This window comes from Pseudomonas taetrolens (assembly GCF_900475285.1).
Taxonomy (GTDB): domain Bacteria; phylum Pseudomonadota; class Gammaproteobacteria; order Pseudomonadales; family Pseudomonadaceae; genus Aquipseudomonas; species Aquipseudomonas taetrolens.
Map to the genome: position 1 here is coordinate 1198483 of NZ_LS483370.1, position 17807 is coordinate 1216289.

Below are 17807 nucleotides of genomic sequence, written 5' to 3' on the forward strand. Positions count from 1 at the left end.
GGATTTGTTCGGCCCGAATTGACTTTCAGCTTGGTACTAACGCTGCGGATACTAACCGGTTGAAAATTTAAACGCAAGTGTGCTAGCGAAAAAAGAGGCTGGGCCTCGCCCGTGGCAGGCGCGAAAAGGTGATCTGCTTTGCGTGCCGCGAAGGTTTGGTACTAGTCGATTATGACGTTTAGTCCAGTGAGCAGGGCGCAAGGCATGTCACCGGATACCACCTTGAAAGGCAGGCCATGCAGCGGGACTTGCCTACATATCTTGCTCTTTTTTTGCTCTTCCTCTTGAACTGAATGTGGGCTTGTGCACACTGGGGGCAGAGCCGGGGATAACAGTTCAGATGCACAAGAGACAACTCCTCCTAGCCTGTTAGGCAAATTTAAGTCAATGAAAAACATCGTTTTTTTTAATTGGTGAAAAAATCGTCAGTTTGACCTTAGGCCCCGTAGGGTGGGCGTTTGCGACGGTTAAATTTGGGTTGTCCACTGAGTTATCCACAGGATCTGTGGATTGTCCCACGCGCTTGCTCTAGAACGCGCCTGTAGACCTTTTTCGACTTTACCCGAGCGAAAAAAGGAGTAGAGTGGCGCGCCTTCCGTTCTGCCCTACAGTGTCATATGAAGTTCCGCACACCTACTTCCTCTGTTACTCGTCCCGATACGCCTCCTCAAGCCCCCAAGCGCTTTTCTTTGCGGGTTGCTATCTGGTTGCTGGACAACCCTCGATTGAGCACCAAACCTAGCGTCAAGCATGTGGCCGGCCACTTGCTGAAACAGCCTGCCCGTCAAGGCGTGGTGCTGGCTCAAAGCCGTTTGGGCCAACTGATGTGCCGTGATTGCGGCAGTGCCCGCGACCAGCGAATCGGTCATGAACTCCTGCGCCAGGCTGCCCGTGCTGGCGACCGTCTGGCCCAGCAAGAACTGAGCAAGATCGAAGACTGAGCTGTCTTCACGCGGATAGCTTGGTTAACCTTGCTCCTTTACCTCGTGCGGAGGGGCTATGGCCCTGGACTTGAACAGCATTTTGCTGGGCCTGGCGGTAGCCGGCGTACCGTTGCTGGCATTTATATGGCATTTACAGCGTCGCGCCAGTGCGTACCCGGCTGAGTTGGCATTGCTCGAAGAACGCCTGAATATGGCTCAGTTGGCACAGGAAGGGCTCAGCGTTCAACTCGATGCCTGTCGTGACGAAGTCAGCGATCTTGGGCAGGCCAATGCGGCGAAGCAGGCCGAGCTTGCAGCCCTGCGCCGCGAGGTCGAGCTGTTGCAGGTGGAGCGTGATAACGCTCGCGATGCTGCCCACGCCTGGAGCCTTGAGCGCGGCCAGAAAGAAAGCGAGCTACGGCGCCTGGACGCTCATGCGGCTGCACTGGCGGCAGAGTTGCGTGAGCAGCAAGATAGCCATCAGCAACGACTCAACGACTTGCAAGGTTCGCGTGATGAACTGCGTGCGCAGTTCGCCGAGCTGGCAGGCAAGATTTTTGATGAGCGTGAACAGCGTTTCGCTGAAACCAGTAATGAGCGTCTCGGGCAATTGCTCGATCCCCTCAAGGAGCGCATTCAGTCTTTCGAAAAGCGAGTTGAAGAAAGCTATCAGCAAGAAGCCCGTGAACGCTTTTCTCTTGGCAAGGAGCTGGAGCGGTTGCAGCAGTTGAATCTTCGTTTGAGTGACGAGGCGACCAATCTGACTCGCGCCCTGAAAGGGCAGAAGACCCAGGGTAACTGGGGGGAATTGATTCTTGAGCGGGTTCTGGAGCACGCCGGGCTCGAAAAAGGCCGTGAGTATCAGACCCAGGTCAGCCTCAAGGGGCCAGACGGTGAACGCTTCCAGCCCGATGTGTTGATCCTGTTGCCGGGAGACAAGCAGGTCGTGGTCGACTCAAAGGTCAGTCTGACGGCGTATCAGCAGTATGTGGCTGCGGATGACGATGTCATCGGGCAAGTCGCCTTGAAGCAGCACGTTCTGTCGTTGCGCAACCACGTGAAGGGCCTTGCCGGCAAAGACTACAAGCGTCTTGAAGGGCTGCACAGCCTGGACTTTGTGCTGCTTTTTGTCCCGATCGAAGCGGCATTTTCCGCAGCACTGCAAGCGGAACCCAATCTGTTTCAGGAAGCGTTTGATCGCAATATCGTGATTGTCAGTCCGACCACGTTGCTCGCCACTTTGCGGGTGATCGACAGCTTGTGGAAGCAGGAGCGCCAGAGCCAGAATGCCCGGGAAATTGCAGAGCGGGCGGGCTGGCTGTACGACAAATTCGTATTGTTTATCCAGGATCTGGATGAAGTAGGCAGTCGCCTTCAGCAATTGGACAAGGCTTACAGTGCGGCGCGTAATAAGTTGACCGATGGCCGCGGCAACCTGGTCAGTCGCAGCGAGCAACTCAAGCTACTGGGCGCGCGGGCCAGCAAAAGCCTGCCGCCCGACCTGCTGGAGCGGGCCATGACCGACGTCGATGGCGTGGCGCATCCGGCGGAATAAAAGTGTGCTGCACATAGCTGCTGCCGCAGGCTGCATATTGGCTTTTATCGCAGCCTGTGGAAGCAGCACAGGAGTATCAAAGCGGCACATGCCGGCTCAGCAGCGCTCTCAACACTGCCGGCTTGACGGGTTTGGGCAGGTACTCCAGGCCTGCCGCATGAACTTCAGCGATCATTTCAGGGCGGCCATCGGCGCTGATGACTACGCCGGGTACGGGTTCGCCCAGTTGCGCCCGCAGCCAGCCCATCAATTCTGTCCCGACTTCGCCATCATCCAGGTGGTAATCCACCAGCACCAGTTGCGGACGAACGCCTTCATTCAGCAAGGCCGCGCATTCCTCGCGGTTGCGGGCCGTCCAGACACGGCAGCCCCAGCGTGTCAGCAAGCTCTGCATGCCGATCAGAATGCTGTCTTCGTTGTCGACGCATAGCACCTGAGCACCTATGACCGGTTGTCCGTTCTGTTCCGACACCACGGGACGTGGCGCGGACTGGCTTTGAGCCAGTGGCACGCTGACGCTAAACACACTGCCTTTGCCAGGCCATGAACGGACTTGCAAGGTGTGTCCTAGTACGCGACACAGGCCATCAGCAATCGCCAGGCCAAGGCCAAGGCCTTTTTCTGCACGCGTCTGATGGCTGTCCAGACGCTTGAATTCTTCAAAAATGACCTGCAGCTTGTCTTCTGGAATGCCGGGGCCTCGATCCCAGACCTCCAGGCACAACTCGCTCCCTCGGCGGCGTACACCCAGTAGCACGGGGCCCTTGGCGTATCGGAAGGCATTGGTCAGGAAGTTTTGTAAAATCCGGCGCAGCAGCTTGATGTCACTGCTGACCCGCAGGCGGCTTCCGCGCACTCTGAAACTTAATCCCTGTTCCTGAGCCTGGGCGGTGAATTCATTGCCCAAGGTGTCGAACAGCTCGCTAATTGCGAAAGGCTTGATATCGGGGGTGAATTTTCCGTTTTCCAGGCGGGAAATATCCAGCAGATCACTGATCAGGTCTTCAGCGGAACGCAAGGAGCTGTCTAAATGCTGCACCAGTTTTTGTGCCTCTGGGCTCAAGCTGTCCTCTTGATGGGAGAGGGCTGCCGAGAACAGTCGGGCGGCATTCATCGGCTGCATCAGGTCATGGCTGACGGCCGCCAGAAAGCGGGTTTTGGATTGGTTGGCCGTCTCGGCCACACCTTTGGCCTCGATCAGGGCCTGATTCAACTGCGACAATTCAAAGGTGCGCTCGGCAACGCGTTGCTCCAGCCCTTCATTGGCTTCGGTAAGTGCTTGCTCGGCTTCACGGAATGCCGTGATGTCGGTGAAACTCATGACGAAGCCGCCGCCCGGCATGGGGTTGCCGATCAGCTCAATCACCCGGCCATTGGGGAACAGGCGCTCAGAGGTATGAGCTCGTCCTTGACGCATCCAGTGCAGTCGACGGGCGACATGCACTTCTGCTTCACCGGGGCCGCACAGGCCGCGTTCTGCATTGTGCCGAATGATGTCGGCAATCGGACGACCTACGCTGATCAGTCCGTCCGGGTAGTTGAACAGCTCCAGATACCGTCGGTTCCAGGCGACCAGTTTGAGCGACTGGTCGACGACGCTGATGCCTTGAGTGATGTTTTCAATCGCCCCCTGAAGCAGGGCACGGTTGAATTGCAGCACCTCGGACGCTTCGTCGGCAATGCGCACGACGTCCTCAAGTTGCATTTCCCGGCCTTCGATGGCGGCTTTGACCACCGCTCGAGTCGAGGATGCACCCAGTACCCCTGCCAGCAGGCGTTCGGTATGGGCAATCCACTCGCCATTGGCATTTTGACTGGGGTTGAAACCCTTGCCCTGGCGGTAAGCGAAGCGAATAAAACTCTGGCGGGCCCGTTCTTCACCGACGAATCGCGCCGAAAGGGTCAACAGGTCATTGATTTGTACCGCGAGCATTGATCGCCCACTGGGATGGTTGCTGAGCTCCTGGCCGATAAAGCGTCCGGCTTGCCAGTGCTCTGACACCCGGGTGCGCGACAGTACCGACACCCAGGCAAACAGTGTGAAGTTACCTGCCAGCGACAGCACCACGCCTTGGGTCAGAGGTGTGATCGGTAGCCCCAGCGGGTTGCTGTGCAGCCAGGCCAGTCCGGGGAAGTGGCTCAGGTGCCAGCCCAGGCTGTGGGCAATCAGTGGCAGCACCAGGGTGTAGAACCAGATAAAGGTACCTGCTGCCAGGCCGGCGAATACTCCGCGGCGGTTGGCCTGTTTCCAGTACAGCGCACCCAGCATGGCCGGAGCCAGTTGCGTGACGGCGGCGAACGCGATCTGGCCGATAGTGGCGAGACTGGCGGTCGAACCCAGCAGGCGGTAGCTGACATAGGCCAGCAGCAAAATGACCACGATGGATACGCGGCGCACCGAAAGCATCCAGTAGCGGAACACCTCGAACGGGCGTTCGGCGTTCTTACGCCGTAGCAGCCACGGCAGCAGCATGTCGTTGGACACCATGGTCGACAGCGCGACACTGGCGACGATCACCATCCCGGTGGCGGCCGAGGCCCCGCCAATGAAAGCGAGCATCGCCAGGGCAGGGTGCGCCTGGGCCAGTGGCAAGCTGATGACGAACGAGTCGGGTAATACCGAGCTGGGCAGCAACATTTGCCCCGCCAGCGCAATCGGCACGACAAACAGGCCTGCCAGAATCAGATAGGCCGGAAACACCCATTTGGCCAGTTGCAGGTCTTGCGGCTCGATGTTCTCCACCACCGTCACGTGGAACTGGCGGGGCAGGCAGATGATCGCCATCATCGCGACGCCGGTCTGAACGATCATCGATGGCCAGTTAACGGTTTCTTTCCAGTACTCCTCAAGTCGCGGGGCCAGCATTGCCTGGCTGAACAGATCCTCGAAGCCGTCATACAGGCCATACGTGACGAAGGCGCCGACGGCGAGGAAGGCGAACAGTTTGACCAGGGATTCGAAGGCAATTGCCAGCACCATGCCCCGGTGGTGTTCGGTGGCATCGAGGTTGCGTGTACCGAACACAATGGTAAACAGTGCCAGAATCAGCGTCACAATCAGAGCGGTGTCCTGGACCCGAGAGCCCGTGGCATCTGCTCCGGCGCCGATCAGCAGATTGACTCCGAGCACAATGCCCTTGAGTTGCAGGGCGATGTAGGGCAGGACACCGACCAGGCAGATCAACGCCACCACAATGGCCAGTGATTGGGATTTGCCATAACGGGCCGCGATGAAGTCGGCAATTGAGGTGATGTTTTCCTGTTTGCTGATCATCACCATTTTTTGCAGCACCCAGGGTGCGCATACCAAGAGCAGGACCGGCCCCAGGTAAATCGGCAAGAACGCCCAGAGCTGTTCGGCCGCCTGGCCCACGGCGCCAAAGAAGGTCCAGCTGGTGCAGTACACCGCCAGCGACAAGCTATATACCCATGCACGCACCCGTGGTGGCAGCGGTGTGCTGCGCCGATCACCGTAAAAGGCAATCGCGAACATGATGGCCATATAGGCCAGGGCGACGGCGGCGATAAGCCCGCTGGACAGCGACATGATGGCTCCTGAGTGTGTTTTAACCGGCAGCAATCCAGCGCCAGCGAGTAAGTCTCGCACGATGTTTGGGCGGCGTCAGTGTCGACCATGGTCGGAGCGCGGTCTGGTGTCGCAGGCTGAGGGGAGGGCGCCGGCTTTGTTGATCAGGTCTTGACCTTCCATCCATTTAGTTGCTTATCTATAAAATCGATAACAGTTAGAGAAAATACCCGTTATATGGATATTCGATTTGGTTCTATTCTTGGTTGACCTCATATGAGGAGCAGGAGGAACCCATGAATTGTTCAAATAAGGCTCAAGCCGGTTTCCGGCCATTTAGCCAGTTGCAGCATCCGCGAGAAGTGATCCGTCAGTTCACCCCGAACTGGTTTGCCGCGACCATGGGCACGGGGGTTCTGGCGCTGGCGCTGGCTCAGTTGCCCGTCAAGATTCCTGGCCTGTATGCCTTTGCCGAAGGTTTGTGGTTGTTCAATATCGCGTTGTTCATCCTGTTCAGCGTGCTGTATGGCGCACGTTGGATCATGTTTTACGACGAGGCACGGCGTATTTTCGGGCATTCAACCGTGTCGATGTTCTTCGGTACCATCCCCATGGGCCTGGCAACCATCATCAACGGTTTTCTGCTGTTCGGTGTTGCTCGTTGGGGCAGCGATATGGTGCAGGTTGCACATGTGTTGTGGTGGGTGGATGTGGCGATGTCTCTGACCTTCGGGGTGATGATTCCCTACATGATGTTTACCCGTCAGGAGCACAGCATTGACCAAATGACCGCGGTCTGGCTGTTGCCGGTGGTGGCGGCAGAGGTCGCTGCGGCCAGTGGCGGGCTGTTGGCGCCGCATCTCATTGATCCGGTGGCGCAGTTCCACGTGCTGGTTACCAGTTATGTGCTGTGGGCGTTCTCGGTGCCGGTAGCATTCAGCATCTTGACGATTCTCATGCTGCGCATGGCGCTGCATAAGTTGCCCCACGAGAACATGGCCGCCTCGAGCTGGCTGGCGCTGGGGCCGATTGGTACCGGTGCCCTGGGGTTATTGTTGTTGGGAGCTGACTCGCCGGCTATCTTCGCTGCCAATGGTTTTGCCCGGATCGGCGAGGTTGCTGAAGGGATGGGGCTGATCTGCGGGATCGCATTGTGGGGCTTTGGCTTGTGGTGGATGCTGATGGCGGTACTGATCACTGTTCGCTACATGCGTGCCGGTATCCCGTTCAACCTTGGCTGGTGGGGCTTTACCTTTCCGCTCGGCGTGTATTCCCTGGCCACGCTACGCCTGGGAAATGTTCTCAACCTGACATTCTTTGATGTGTTCGGGTGCGTACTGGTTGCCGGGCTCACGTTGATGTGGCTGATTGTGGGCAACCGGACCCTGCAAGGTGCCTACCGTGGCGAATTGTTTGTTTCGCCCTGCATCGCTGGGTTGAAGAGGTAAGAGATGTACTTGGGTTCTGTATGAAATCGCTGAACATAACGCGAATGAGTGCAGAACCCGGGTAAGGTTGTGTCCCGAGTGTTACAACGGCACTCCAATGAGAAAGCCCTTCGGCGCAACGTGAGTACATGGAAGATGAGCCACCCTTCACAGTTCAGTTTGTTAAGGAAGCGCCGCTTCCTGCCGTTTTTCGTGACCCAGTCCTTGGGGGCGCTCAATGACAACCTGTTCAAGCAGTCGCTGATTCTCGCCATCCTTTATAAGTTGAGCATCGACGGTGACAGGGGGATCTGGGTCAATCTCTGCGCATTGCTCTTTATCCTGCCTTTCTTTTTGTTCTCGGCATTGGCCGGTCAGTTCGGTGAAAAGTACGCCAAGGACCGTTTGATCCGCCTGATCAAGCTGGGCGAAATCGCGATCATGCTGGTGGGCGCTATGGGGTTTGCCTTCGATCATCTGGCATTGATGCTGGTGGCGCTCTTTGCGATGGGCACCCACTCGGCGCTGTTCGGGCCGGTCAAGTATTCAATCCTGCCGCAAACCCTGCATGAGGATGAACTGGTCGGAGGTAACGGCCTGGTCGAGATGGGTACCTTTCTGTCGATTCTGGCAGGGACCATCGGCGCGGGTGTCATGCTGTCGACCAGTCATTACACGACAGTCGTGTCGGTGGTGATTGTTTCAGTAGCGGTACTTGGTTATCTGACCAGTCGCGCAATTCCCCGGGCACCCGCCGATACACCCGACTTGCGGCTTAACTGGAATATTTTTAGCGAATCATGGGCTACCTTGCGCATGGGTCTGAATCAGACGCCTGCAGTGTCACGTTCTGTCGTGGGTAACTCGTGGTTCTGGTTTGTCGGCGCGATCTATCTGACACAGATTCCGGCCTATGCCAAAGACTGGCTTTATGGCGACGAGACTGTTGTCACGCTGATTCTCACCGTGTTCTCGGTGGGAATCGCCTTGGGCTCAATGCTTTGCGAGAAGCTGTCCGGGCGTAAGGTCGAAATCGGTCTGGTACCGTTCGGTTCATTTGGCCTCACGCTGTTTGGCCTGCTGCTGTGGTGGCATTCGGGGCAAATGCCGCAGAACATCCAGGCCAATGACTGGTTGGGCGTGCTGGGGTTCAGTCAGGCATGGTGGGTGCTGCTGGATATCCTCGGGCTCGGTATCTTCGGTGGCTTTTATATTGTGCCGCTGTATGCGCTGATTCAGTCGCGCACGGCTGAGCACGAGCGTGCGCGTGTAATTGCGGCCAACAATATCCTCAATGCCCTGTTCATGGTGGTGTCGGCTATCGTCACCATTGTGTTGTTGGGCATGGCCAAGCTGACGATCCCCGAGTTGTTTCTCGTGGTGTCGTTGATGAACATTGCCGTCAACGCTTACATCTTCAAAATCGTCCCTGAATTCAGCATGCGCTTCATGATCTGGCTGCTTGGCCATTCCATGTACCGGGTTGAGCACAAGGGGCTGGAGGTCATTCCCGAGGAGGGTGCTGCCTTGCTGGTGTGCAATCACGTGTCGTTTGTGGATGCGCTGTTGATTGGCGGGGCAGTGCGTCGTCCGATTCGCTTCGTGATGTATTACAAAATCTACAACCTGCCAGTGCTTAATTTTATCTTCCGCACGGCGGGAACGATTCCCATCGCCGGGCGAGCTGAAGACGAGGTGATTTACGAGCAGGCTTTCAGGCGGATTGCCGAATACCTGAATGACGGTGAGTTGGTGTGCATCTTCCCTGAAGGCAAGCTCACCACCGACGGACAGATCAGCGAGTTCAAGGCAGGGGTAACGCGGATTCTGGAGTGTACGCCGGTGCCGGTGATTCCCATGGCGTTGCAAGGTTTGTGGGGAAGCTTCTTTAGTCGTGATCCGGACAAGGGGATCTTTCGCCGGTTATGGTCGCGAGTGACATTGATAGCGGGCACTGCAATGGCGGCCAATGAGGCTACGCAAAAGAAATTGCGGGAGCGGGTGACGGAATTAAGAGGGGATGTGCTGTAAGGGGGCTTTGAATAGCCGCTGCCGCAGGCTGCAAAAAGGTCCGAAGGACCTTTAGGTTCAGGGTCGCGGCAGCGGGTGCAAGCGTGTGGTTTAAGTGCTCATCTTCAGCCCGACCAGGCCGGCAATGATCAGTGCAACGCTGGCCAGACGGAACAGCGCCATGGATTCACCAAACAGAATGATCCCGGCGATAACCGTACCCACTGCGCCAACGCCGGTCCAGATCGCGTAGGCCGTGCCCAATGGCAGCTCTTTCATGGCCAGGCCCAGCAAGCCAAGGCTCACCACCATGGCGCCGATGGTCAGGGCTGTGGGCAGAGGGCGGGTGAAGCCGTCTGTGTATTTCAGGCCGACGGCCCAGCCAACTTCAAACAGACCAGCGAAAAACAAAATAATCCAGGACATGGTTGCCTCCATCAATTGATGGGGTCGTCCCCAGAATAATCACTCGATGAGTCGCGAGGTCGTCCTCGCTGTGCGCAGTATATTGCCCACGATTAATCTGACAGGCAACCCCTGAAATTTCAGTCAGTCGCGGGTTTGGTAGCGCTCAAACGGTCTTCTTTCTCGCTCATTCGGCGGAAATATGTCGACAGCAGTGCTCCCGAGATGTTGTGCCACACGCTAAACAGCGCACTGGGCACGGCGGCCAGCGGTGAAAAGTGGGCGCTGGCCAATGCGGCACCCAGCCCGGAGTTCTGCATACCGACTTCCAGGGCCAGGGATTTGCGTTGGGCCAGCGGCAGCTTGAATAGACGGCCGGTAAAGTAGCCCAGCAAATAACCGAAGCTGTTGTGCAGCATGACCACAGCCATGATCAGCAGGCCTGACTCGGCAATCTGTGCCTGGCTGGCAGCCACTACGGCAGCGACGATGATCACGATGCTGATCACCGAGACCAGCGGCAGGACATCGACCGCAAAACGAACCCGCGCGCCCAGCAGGCGCTGAGCCAGAACGCCGAGCACGATGGGCAGCAACACAACTTGCAGAATCGACCAGAACAGCTCCATGAACGATACCGGAAGCCAGGCCGAGGCCAGCAGCCAGATGAGCGCGGGAGTCAATAACGGAGCGAGCAGGGTGGTGACGGCGGCAATGGCCACGGACAGGGCCAGATCGCCTCGTGCCAGCCAGGTCATGACATTGGATGATGTGCCGCTAGGGCAGCAACCGACGAGAATCACACCAACGGCGATTTCAGGCGGCAGGTGAAACACTTGGCACAGTAACCACGCCACGCCGGGCATGATCACGAAATGAGCAATTACGCCCAAGGCCACGCGCCAGGGGTGGCGAGCGACTTCGGCGAAGTCTTCAAGCTTGAGGGTCAGGCCCATGCCGAACATCACCACGCCCAGAAGCGGCACGATGGCGCCTTTAAGGCCGACAAACCACCCAGGCTCGAAAAACGCCAATACGGCGAAAATCAGTACCCAGTAAGCAAAAGTGTTGCCGACGAAGCGGCTTAAAGCAGCGAGTGCGCGCATGGAGGTCCTTTATTGTAATTAGAGTATCTGGCACAACACTGTCGCCGCTGCCGCAGGCTGTGATGTGGGGCGCAGCGACCCGGCTTTGAGGTGAAGGTCCTGCGGCCCGATCGCTGCCTGCTGCAGCGGCTACATACAGTGCACCTTTAGATCCCCTGAGGAATCTCTTCACCGCCCAACGCTTCAAACAGCTGAGGCAGGAACTCACCGAAGGTCAGCATCATCAGGGTGAAGCTGGCGTCCTGTTGGCCCAGGTCATCATCACCGCCGTCCTGTTCGGCCTGATCCTGCAGCAGGTCTTCAAACTTCAGGCGCTTGACCACCAGTTTGTCGTCCAGTACGAACGACAGCTTGTCTTGCCAGGCCAGCGACAGCTGAGTCACGATTTTACCGGTGCTCAGGTGCAGCTGGATTTCGTCGCTGGTCAGGTCCTGACGTTTGCAACGGATGATGCCGCCGTCTTCATGGGTATCGCGCAACTCGCATTCGTCGAGGACGAAGAAGTTGTCAGCAGCCTTTTGGGTCTTGACCCATTCAGTCATGGTAGCGCTCGGGGCAACCTTGACTGCCAACGGACGAACCGGCAGTGAGCCGATCACTTCACGCAAGGTGGACAGCAAGTCTTCGGCACGCTTCGGGCTGGAAGCGTTGACCAGGATCAGGCCTTGCTTGGGTGCGATGGCGGCAAAGGTCGCCGAGCGACGAATAAAGGCGCGAGGCAAGAACGCCTGGATGATTTCATCCTTGAGCTGATCGCGCTCCTTCTTGTAGACCTTGCGCATTTGCTCGGCTTCGATCTCTTCAACTTTATCCTTCAAGGCATCGCGTACTACGCTGCCAGGCAGGATGCGTTCTTCTTTTCGGGCTGCGATCAACAGGAAGTCCTGGCTGGCGTGAACCAGAGGAGCGTCTTCGCCTTTGCCGAAAGGGGCAACGAAACCGTAGGTGGCTAATTCCTGACTTGAACACGAGCGGGCCGGTTTGGTGGCCAGTGCAGTTTCCAGCACCTGCGCATCAAAAGGCAGATCTTGGGTCAGGCGATAGATAAGCAGGTTTTTGAACCACATGGGGTGAATCACTCCTTTATACAAAGACGGCATTATTCGCTTCATGAAGCCATAGGCCAACCCTGCGCTAAGCCTTTGGTAGGCTTAGAAAAATTATTTTAAAAAGTGCTTGCCAGACCACAGGTCGCTCCGTAGAATGCGCGCCACACCGAGAGTGAAAGGGTGATTAGCTCAGCTGGGAGAGCATCTGCCTTACAAGCAGAGGGTCGGCGGTTCGATCCCGTCATCACCCACCATTCGCTCACAGTGTTACGCGCAGCGGTAGTTCAGTCGGTTAGAATACCGGCCTGTCACGCCGGGGGTCGCGGGTTCGAGTCCCGTCCGCTGCGCCATATTTTTGCCACAAGCCCCTTGAACGCTTGTGGTTCGGGGAAGCCCCGCAGAATGCGGGGTTTTTCTTGCCTGTCTTCGGTCTAGCAGTTTTCTGGTGGATCAAAGAGCAGGGCGCCGGAAACGGATGTTTTTAAAGATTTTGAAAAAAATCGAATAAAAACAACCACTTACACGAAAAGTGTGAGAGAATGCGCCCCGCAACGAGAGTGAAGTGAAAGGGTGATTAGCTCAGCTGGGAGAGCATCTGCCTTACAAGCAGAGGGTCGGCGGTTCGATCCCGTCATCACCCACCATTCGCTTTCAGTGTTACGCGCAGCGGTAGTTCAGTCGGTTAGAATACCGGCCTGTCACGCCGGGGGTCGCGGGTTCGAGTCCCGTCCGCTGCGCCATATTAAGATCACAAGCCCCTTGAACGCTTGTAATCAACAAAAAAGCCTGCCTTGTGCAGGTTTTTTTGTGCGCGTATGTTTTTTAAAGCGCGAATAGCCGCTGTCGCTGACTGCGATGGATGGCGCATTGACCCTTTAAGGGGCTTGCGATCCTTGTCGCAGTCAGCGGCAGCGGCCACAGGGTGATTCGGGATCAGTTTTTGGCGATCAGATTGCCGGCGTGCAGCCCGCATTCTTTTTGTGTGGCTTCTTCCCACCACCAGCGACCTTCACGCTCGTGCTGGTTAGGCAGTACCGGGCGGGTGCAAGGCTCACAGCCTATGCTGATAAACCCGCGCTCGTGCAGGCTGTTGTAAGGCAGTTCGAGCATGCGGATGTAGCCCCAGACTTCTTCGCTGGTCATTTGCGCCAGCGGGTTGAACTTGTACAGGGGGCGTTCCGGAGTGGAGAAGGCGCCGTCGATTTCGAGTGCGGCGACCTGGCTGCGGGTGCCGGGGCTCTGATCGCGGCGCTGGCCAGTGGCCCAGGCTTTTACGGTCGATAGCTTGCGGCGCAGCGGTTCGATCTTGCGTATGCCGCAGCACTCGCCGTGACCATCCTTGTAAAAGCTGAACAGGCCTTTTTCTTTAACAAAAGGCTCAAGGCGAGTCTGGTCGGGCGATATCACTTCGATCTGAATCTTGTAATGCTCACGCACTTGCTCAATAAAACGATAAGTCTCAGGGTGCAGGCGACCGGTATCGAGGCTGAACACTTTGACGTTTTTGTTGAGTTTCCAGGCCATGTCCACCAGCACCACGTCTTCGGCGCCGCTGAACGAGATCCATAGCTCATCGCCAAAGTGTTCAAAGGCGAGTTTGAGGATGTCTTGCGGGGATTTGCTGGCGTATGTCGCGGCGAGTTCAGCGACGTTGAACGGGTGGCTCATCAGGCGGCTTCCTACTGTGAATGGCGCTGGGCGCTCTCTAGTGTCGCGATGTTAGCAAAAACCGTGGGCTACAGGGTTTGTAGCGTATCGAGCAGAATCTTCACTTTGGTGATGGATTCTTCGTATTCGGCCTGCCAGTCCGAGTCGGCCACAATCCCGCCGCCTCCCCAGCAACTGACGCCACCGTCTTTGATCAGCAGGCTGCGAATCGCGATTGAGCTGTCCATTTCGCCGCGTACATCGAGATACAGCAGCGAACCGCAATAAATGCTGCGTCGGGCAGGTTCCAGCTCATCGATGATTTGCATGGCGCGGATCTTGGGCGCTCCAGTGATCGAGCCTCCGGGGAAGCTGTCGCCAATCAGGTCCAGCGCGTCTTTACCCACTGCCAGTTCGCCAACCACGCTGCTCACCAAGTGGTGAACGTTGGGGTAGCTTTCCAGGGTGAACAGCTGCGGCACGGTGACGGAGCCGATGCGGCAAGTGCGACCGAGGTCGTTGCGCAGCAAGTCGACAATCATCAGGTTTTCAGCGCGATCTTTGGCGCTGGCCAGTAGCTCGGCCGCGTTTACGGCGTCTTCGGCGGGAGTTTTGCCTCGGGGTCGGGTGCCTTTGATTGGGCGTGTTTCGACCTGGTTCTGGCTGACGCGCACGAAGCGCTCAGGCGACAGGCTCAAGATGGCGCTGTCGGTTGCGAGGCTCATAAAGCCCGAGAACGGGGTAGGGCAAGCCATGCGCAATGCGCAATAGGCGGCCCAGGCATCGCCCTGACACCGGGCACTGAAACGCTGGGTGTAATTGACCTGATAGCAGTCACCGGACTGGATGTAGCGCTGGATTTGTTCGAGTGCTTGCTGATATTGCCCGGCGCTGATGTCGGGCTGCATCGGCTGTTTGAGGCTGAAGCGGCCAACGGGTGAGTGAGCCGGCTGGCTGAATAGCGCAATCAGGCGCTCGCGCTCGTCAGCTTCCAGGCTCGGATGAAATACCAGCTGGCTAGTGGCCGCCTGGTGATCACTGATCAATGCCCAGGCATACAGACCCAGTTGCGCATCCGGCAGTTGCAGATCATCCCGTGACTGAGCCGGAAGCTGCTCAAGCAGGCGTCCGAAGTCATAACTCAGGTAGCCGATCAGGCCGCCCGCAAATGGCAGTTCGTAGGGCGCGGGCAATTGCGCGTTGCCGAGTTGATTCAGGTTGTCGCGCAGGCGCTGCAGGAAATCGCGCCCCGATTCGTTGGGTTGCACGCTTAACGCTGTGCGCGGCCAGGCGCTCATCAGGTCATAGCGGCCACGTTCTGCCTGGGGGCGGCCGCTGTCCAGCAGCACGGCGCCCGGGGCATGACGGATCGCCGCAAAATAGCCGGCAGGATCGGGGAGGTAAGGCAGGGGGTGGACGGTGCAGGTCAGCATGCGAAGCAAATCAGCCAAGGGAGCGGGGTGCTGATTGTAGTCTTGTGGGGGGCGGCAAAGCCAATCGTGTCCCCGTAGCAGTTGCCGCAGGCTACGTCCGGCGACGAAGTCGTCGTAAAGCCTGATTCTGTAGTGTACCGGTTGGGTCCGGTACTCAGGGGCTACGCCCGCTACGCGTGCGGACGCAGCCTGCGGCAGCGGCTGCAGGTCAATCGTTGGTGTGAATATGCCCAAACAATTCCTGGGCAAAGCGTACGCGCTCTTCGGCTGTTTCCTTGATGCCCTGGGCTGCCAGTTTTTCAATGTGGGCTTCTACGGCGTGGGTGCGCAGTGTGAGGCCACAGTCGTTGGCAATCTGGATATTCAGGCCGGGACGCGCGTTCAGCTCCAGGATCAGGGGCCCCTTGTCCTGGTCGAGCACCATGTCTACGCCGATATAGCCCAGGCCGCACAGCTCATAGCACCCGGCGGCCAGCTTCATGAAGCCGTCCCAGTTGGGCAGTTGCACGCCATCCACCGCGTTGGTGGTGTCCGGGTGCTTGCTGATGATGTTGTTCAGCCAGGTGCCGCGCAGCGTCAGGCCGGTGGCCAGGTCCACGCCCACACCGATTGCGCCCTGGTGCAGGTTGGCCTTGCCGCCCGATTGGCGGGTTGGCAGACGCAACATGGCCATCACCGGGTAGCCCATCAGGACGATGATGCGGATGTCCGGCACGCCCTCGTAGCTGATGCTTTTGAAGATCTGGTCGGGGGTTACCCGGTATTCGATCAGCGCCCGGTCACGGTGACCGCCCAGGGAGTACAAACCGGTCAGGATGCTCGAAATCTGATATTCGATTTCTTCATGGCTGATGATCTTGCCCGAGACGGTACGGAACCGGTCTTCGAAACGGTCGGCGATAACCAGAATGCCATCGCCGCCCGCGCCTTGCGCAGGCTTGATCACGAAATCGCTGCGACCACCGATGATTTCGTCGAGCTTGTCGATTTCCTTCTCGGTGGAAATCACGCCATACATTTCCGGCACGTGGATGCCGGCCTGGAGGGCGCGTTCCTTGGTGATGATCTTGTCATCCACAATCGGGTACAGGCTGCGTTTGTTGTACTTGAGTACGTAATCCGCGTTGCGCCGATTGATGCCCATGATGCCCCTGGCTTCCAGGGCTTTCCAGGTCTTCCACAGGCCAAACATCAGGAATCAGCCTTCACGAAAGCCTTGAAGCGCACCAGTTCGGTCAGGCGGTAACCGCGGTAGCGACCCATGGCCAGCATGAAACCTACCAGGATCAGAAGAATCGCCGGGAAGGTGAACACGAAGTAGGTCAGTTCCGGGATGCTCATGATCAGGTGCGCCAGGGAGGCGGCGAACAGGGTGCCGACTGCGACTTTCATTGCGTGGCCGCCCCCGCGCTCTTCCCAGGTGATCGACAGGCGTTCGATGGTCATGGTCAGAATCACCATCGGGAACAGCGCTACCGACAGGCCACGGTCCAGGCCGAGCTTGTGACTGAACAGGCTGATGGCTGCGATCAGCATCACCACGAATGTCAGCACGACCGATAGCCTTGGCAGCATCTGCAGTTTCAAGTGTTCAAGGTAGGAGCGTAACGTCAATCCGAGGGCGGTAATCACCGTAAACAGAATGATTCCGAAGCCCAGTTGGGTTTCGCGGAACGCCAGGGCGATCAGCACCGGCGTAAACGTCCCCAGCGTCTGCAGTCCGATCAGGTTGCGCAGTACCAGAATGACCAGTACGCCAATCGGGATCACGACCATGATCATGAAGGTTTGCTGTGTCTGCAGTGGCAAGCCGTACAACGAGTATTCGAGGAAGCTGGCATCGGTGTTTTCATCTGTCAGCTTGGCCAGGCGAATGGCGTTCATTTCGCTGTTGTTCAGGCTGAAGGTAACAGCGGGTTTTTTGCCGCCATCAACGGTGACCATCGGCTCGTCGCCGACCCACCACAACAGGCGATCAGAAGGCAGGCCTTGTTCGCCGGTTTCCGGGTTGAAATACAGCCAGTCATTACCATTGAAGCTGCGCAGCCACAGCTCGGGGCTTTGCGGCTGATCGGCGACCAGGCGGATGGTGTGGACTTTTTCCAGCGGTACGTGAGCAATCGACAGCAGCAGTTCGATGATCTGAGCTTTGTGCGGCGTCGAAGGGTCGCCCGCCAGCAGCAGTTTCACGTTGTCATCGTTCGGGTTGCTGACGCGCTTGATGGTCTCGCTGATAAAGGTTTCGACGTCAGCCGAGTGCTGGCGAATGGGGGCCAGAAGCGCTTCGGCAGCGATTTTTTCCGGGCCTTCGACGGCGATGCTGTCGCGGAATACCGGTCCTTTGACCTTGGTTTTGTCACCCGAGTAACGCTTGGTCAATACCAGGCGGTAGTAGAGGGTTTGTTTACCGCTGACTCGGCGTGCTGACCACGTGACCTTGCGGTTACCGTCAACCCGGTTAACGCTCACCCCGTAGTTATTGGAGATAAAGCTTTCGTTCAGGCTGACGTAGTCGCGGTTGAGCGGCGGTACGAACATCTGGACCTTGACCGGATCTTTCGAGTTGGCGACGAATTCGACCTTGGCGTCGATGTTCCACAAATCGTCGGTAGCGTCTTCGGTCACCGGGATGCCGAGGGCGAAAATCTGATAGGCCGTGATCGAAATGCCCAGCACCACAAGGATGGTGATCAATATTTTCAAGTGAAGGGTAAGAGCGCGCATTT

12 protein-coding genes and 4 tRNA genes are annotated in these 17807 nt (G+C 57.6%); 8 read left to right on the forward strand and 8 right to left on the reverse strand.

The genetic code is table 11. The annotated features are described in order from the left end of the window. Positions 1-617: 617 nt before the first annotated feature. Both DQN55_RS05785 and rmuC read left to right on the forward strand, forming a co-directional pair. A complete protein-coding gene (locus DQN55_RS05785; protein ID WP_048377873.1) occupies positions 618-941 on the forward strand; it encodes an SEL1-like repeat protein in 324 nt (107 codons plus the stop codon). 172 nt (positions 942-1113) lie between these two features. After that, positions 1114-2478, forward strand: a complete 1365-nt coding sequence (rmuC, locus tag DQN55_RS05790; RefSeq protein WP_162837529.1) for a DNA recombination protein RmuC — start codon at positions 1114-1116, stop codon at positions 2476-2478. Positions 2479-2554: 76 nt separating this feature from the next. Here the strand turns inward: rmuC and DQN55_RS05795 are convergent, their stop codons facing one another. After that, positions 2555-6025: a hybrid sensor histidine kinase/response regulator gene (locus tag DQN55_RS05795; protein ID WP_048377871.1), complete on the reverse strand. Its 3471-nt coding sequence runs from the start codon at positions 6023-6025 to the stop codon at positions 2555-2557. A gap of 275 nt (positions 6026-6300) precedes the next feature. Between DQN55_RS05795 and DQN55_RS05800 the strand changes: the two genes are divergently transcribed. After that, positions 6301-7452, forward strand: a complete 1152-nt coding sequence (locus tag DQN55_RS05800; protein WP_048377870.1) for a TDT family transporter — start codon at positions 6301-6303, stop codon at positions 7450-7452. A 135-nt stretch (positions 7453-7587) separates the two neighbouring features. After that, entirely contained in the window at positions 7588-9462 is a 1875-nt protein-coding gene (locus tag DQN55_RS05805) for an MFS transporter (RefSeq protein ID WP_048377869.1), read from the forward strand. Between the two features lie 90 nt (positions 9463-9552). On the opposite strand, the gene sugE is transcribed toward DQN55_RS05805, so the two are convergent. The 3 genes from sugE to rdgC form a co-directional block, all read right to left on the reverse strand. After that, the gene (gene sugE / locus DQN55_RS05810; RefSeq protein WP_048377868.1) at positions 9553-9867 is read right to left on the reverse strand and encodes a quaternary ammonium compound efflux SMR transporter SugE; all 315 of its coding nucleotides are present in this window, start codon (positions 9865-9867) and stop codon (positions 9553-9555) included. Between the two features lie 119 nt (positions 9868-9986). Continuing rightward, entirely contained in the window at positions 9987-10952 is a 966-nt protein-coding gene (locus tag DQN55_RS05815; RefSeq protein ID WP_048377867.1) for a bile acid:sodium symporter family protein, read from the reverse strand. A gap of 146 nt (positions 10953-11098) precedes the next feature. Further along, positions 11099-12019: a recombination-associated protein RdgC gene (rdgC, locus tag DQN55_RS05820; RefSeq protein WP_048377866.1), complete on the reverse strand. Its 921-nt coding sequence runs from the start codon at positions 12017-12019 to the stop codon at positions 11099-11101. Between the two features lie 160 nt (positions 12020-12179). On the opposite strand from rdgC, the gene DQN55_RS05825 reads away from it, so the two are divergent. The 4 genes from DQN55_RS05825 (at position 12180) to DQN55_RS05840 (ending at position 12741) form a co-directional block, all read left to right on the forward strand. Beyond that, a tRNA-Val gene (locus DQN55_RS05825) sits at positions 12180-12255 on the forward strand. Between the two features lie 19 nt (positions 12256-12274). Continuing rightward, positions 12275-12351 (forward strand) — tRNA-Asp (locus tag DQN55_RS05830). A 218-nt stretch (positions 12352-12569) separates the two neighbouring features. Continuing rightward, positions 12570-12645 (forward strand) — tRNA-Val (locus DQN55_RS05835). Positions 12646-12664: 19 nt separating this feature from the next. Beyond that, positions 12665-12741, forward strand: a tRNA-Asp gene (locus DQN55_RS05840). Between the two features lie 193 nt (positions 12742-12934). Here the strand turns inward: DQN55_RS05840 and DQN55_RS05845 are convergent. The 4 genes from DQN55_RS05845 to rloB all read right to left on the reverse strand — a co-directional run bounded on the left by DQN55_RS05845 (position 12935) and on the right by rloB (position 17805). Next, the gene (locus tag DQN55_RS05845; RefSeq protein WP_048377865.1) at positions 12935-13669 is read right to left on the reverse strand and encodes a phosphoadenylyl-sulfate reductase; all 735 of its coding nucleotides are present in this window, start codon (positions 13667-13669) and stop codon (positions 12935-12937) included. A 68-nt stretch (positions 13670-13737) separates the two neighbouring features. Beyond that, on the reverse strand, positions 13738-15081 hold the full coding sequence (pabB, locus tag DQN55_RS05850) for an aminodeoxychorismate synthase component I (RefSeq protein WP_048377864.1): 1344 nt from the start codon (positions 15079-15081) through the stop codon (positions 13738-13740). Between the two features lie 208 nt (positions 15082-15289). Then, positions 15290-16273 carry an alpha-L-glutamate ligase-like protein gene (locus DQN55_RS05855; protein ID WP_048377863.1) on the reverse strand — a complete coding sequence of 328 codons (984 nt, stop codon included), beginning with the start codon at positions 16271-16273 and terminating at the stop codon, positions 15290-15292. Next, a complete protein-coding gene (gene rloB, locus DQN55_RS05860) occupies positions 16273-17805 on the reverse strand; it encodes an osmotic stress tolerance membrane protein RloB (RefSeq protein WP_048377862.1) in 1533 nt (510 codons plus the stop codon). The genes DQN55_RS05855 and rloB overlap by 1 nt, the downstream gene beginning before the upstream one ends. Positions 17806-17807: the final 2 nt, after the last annotated feature.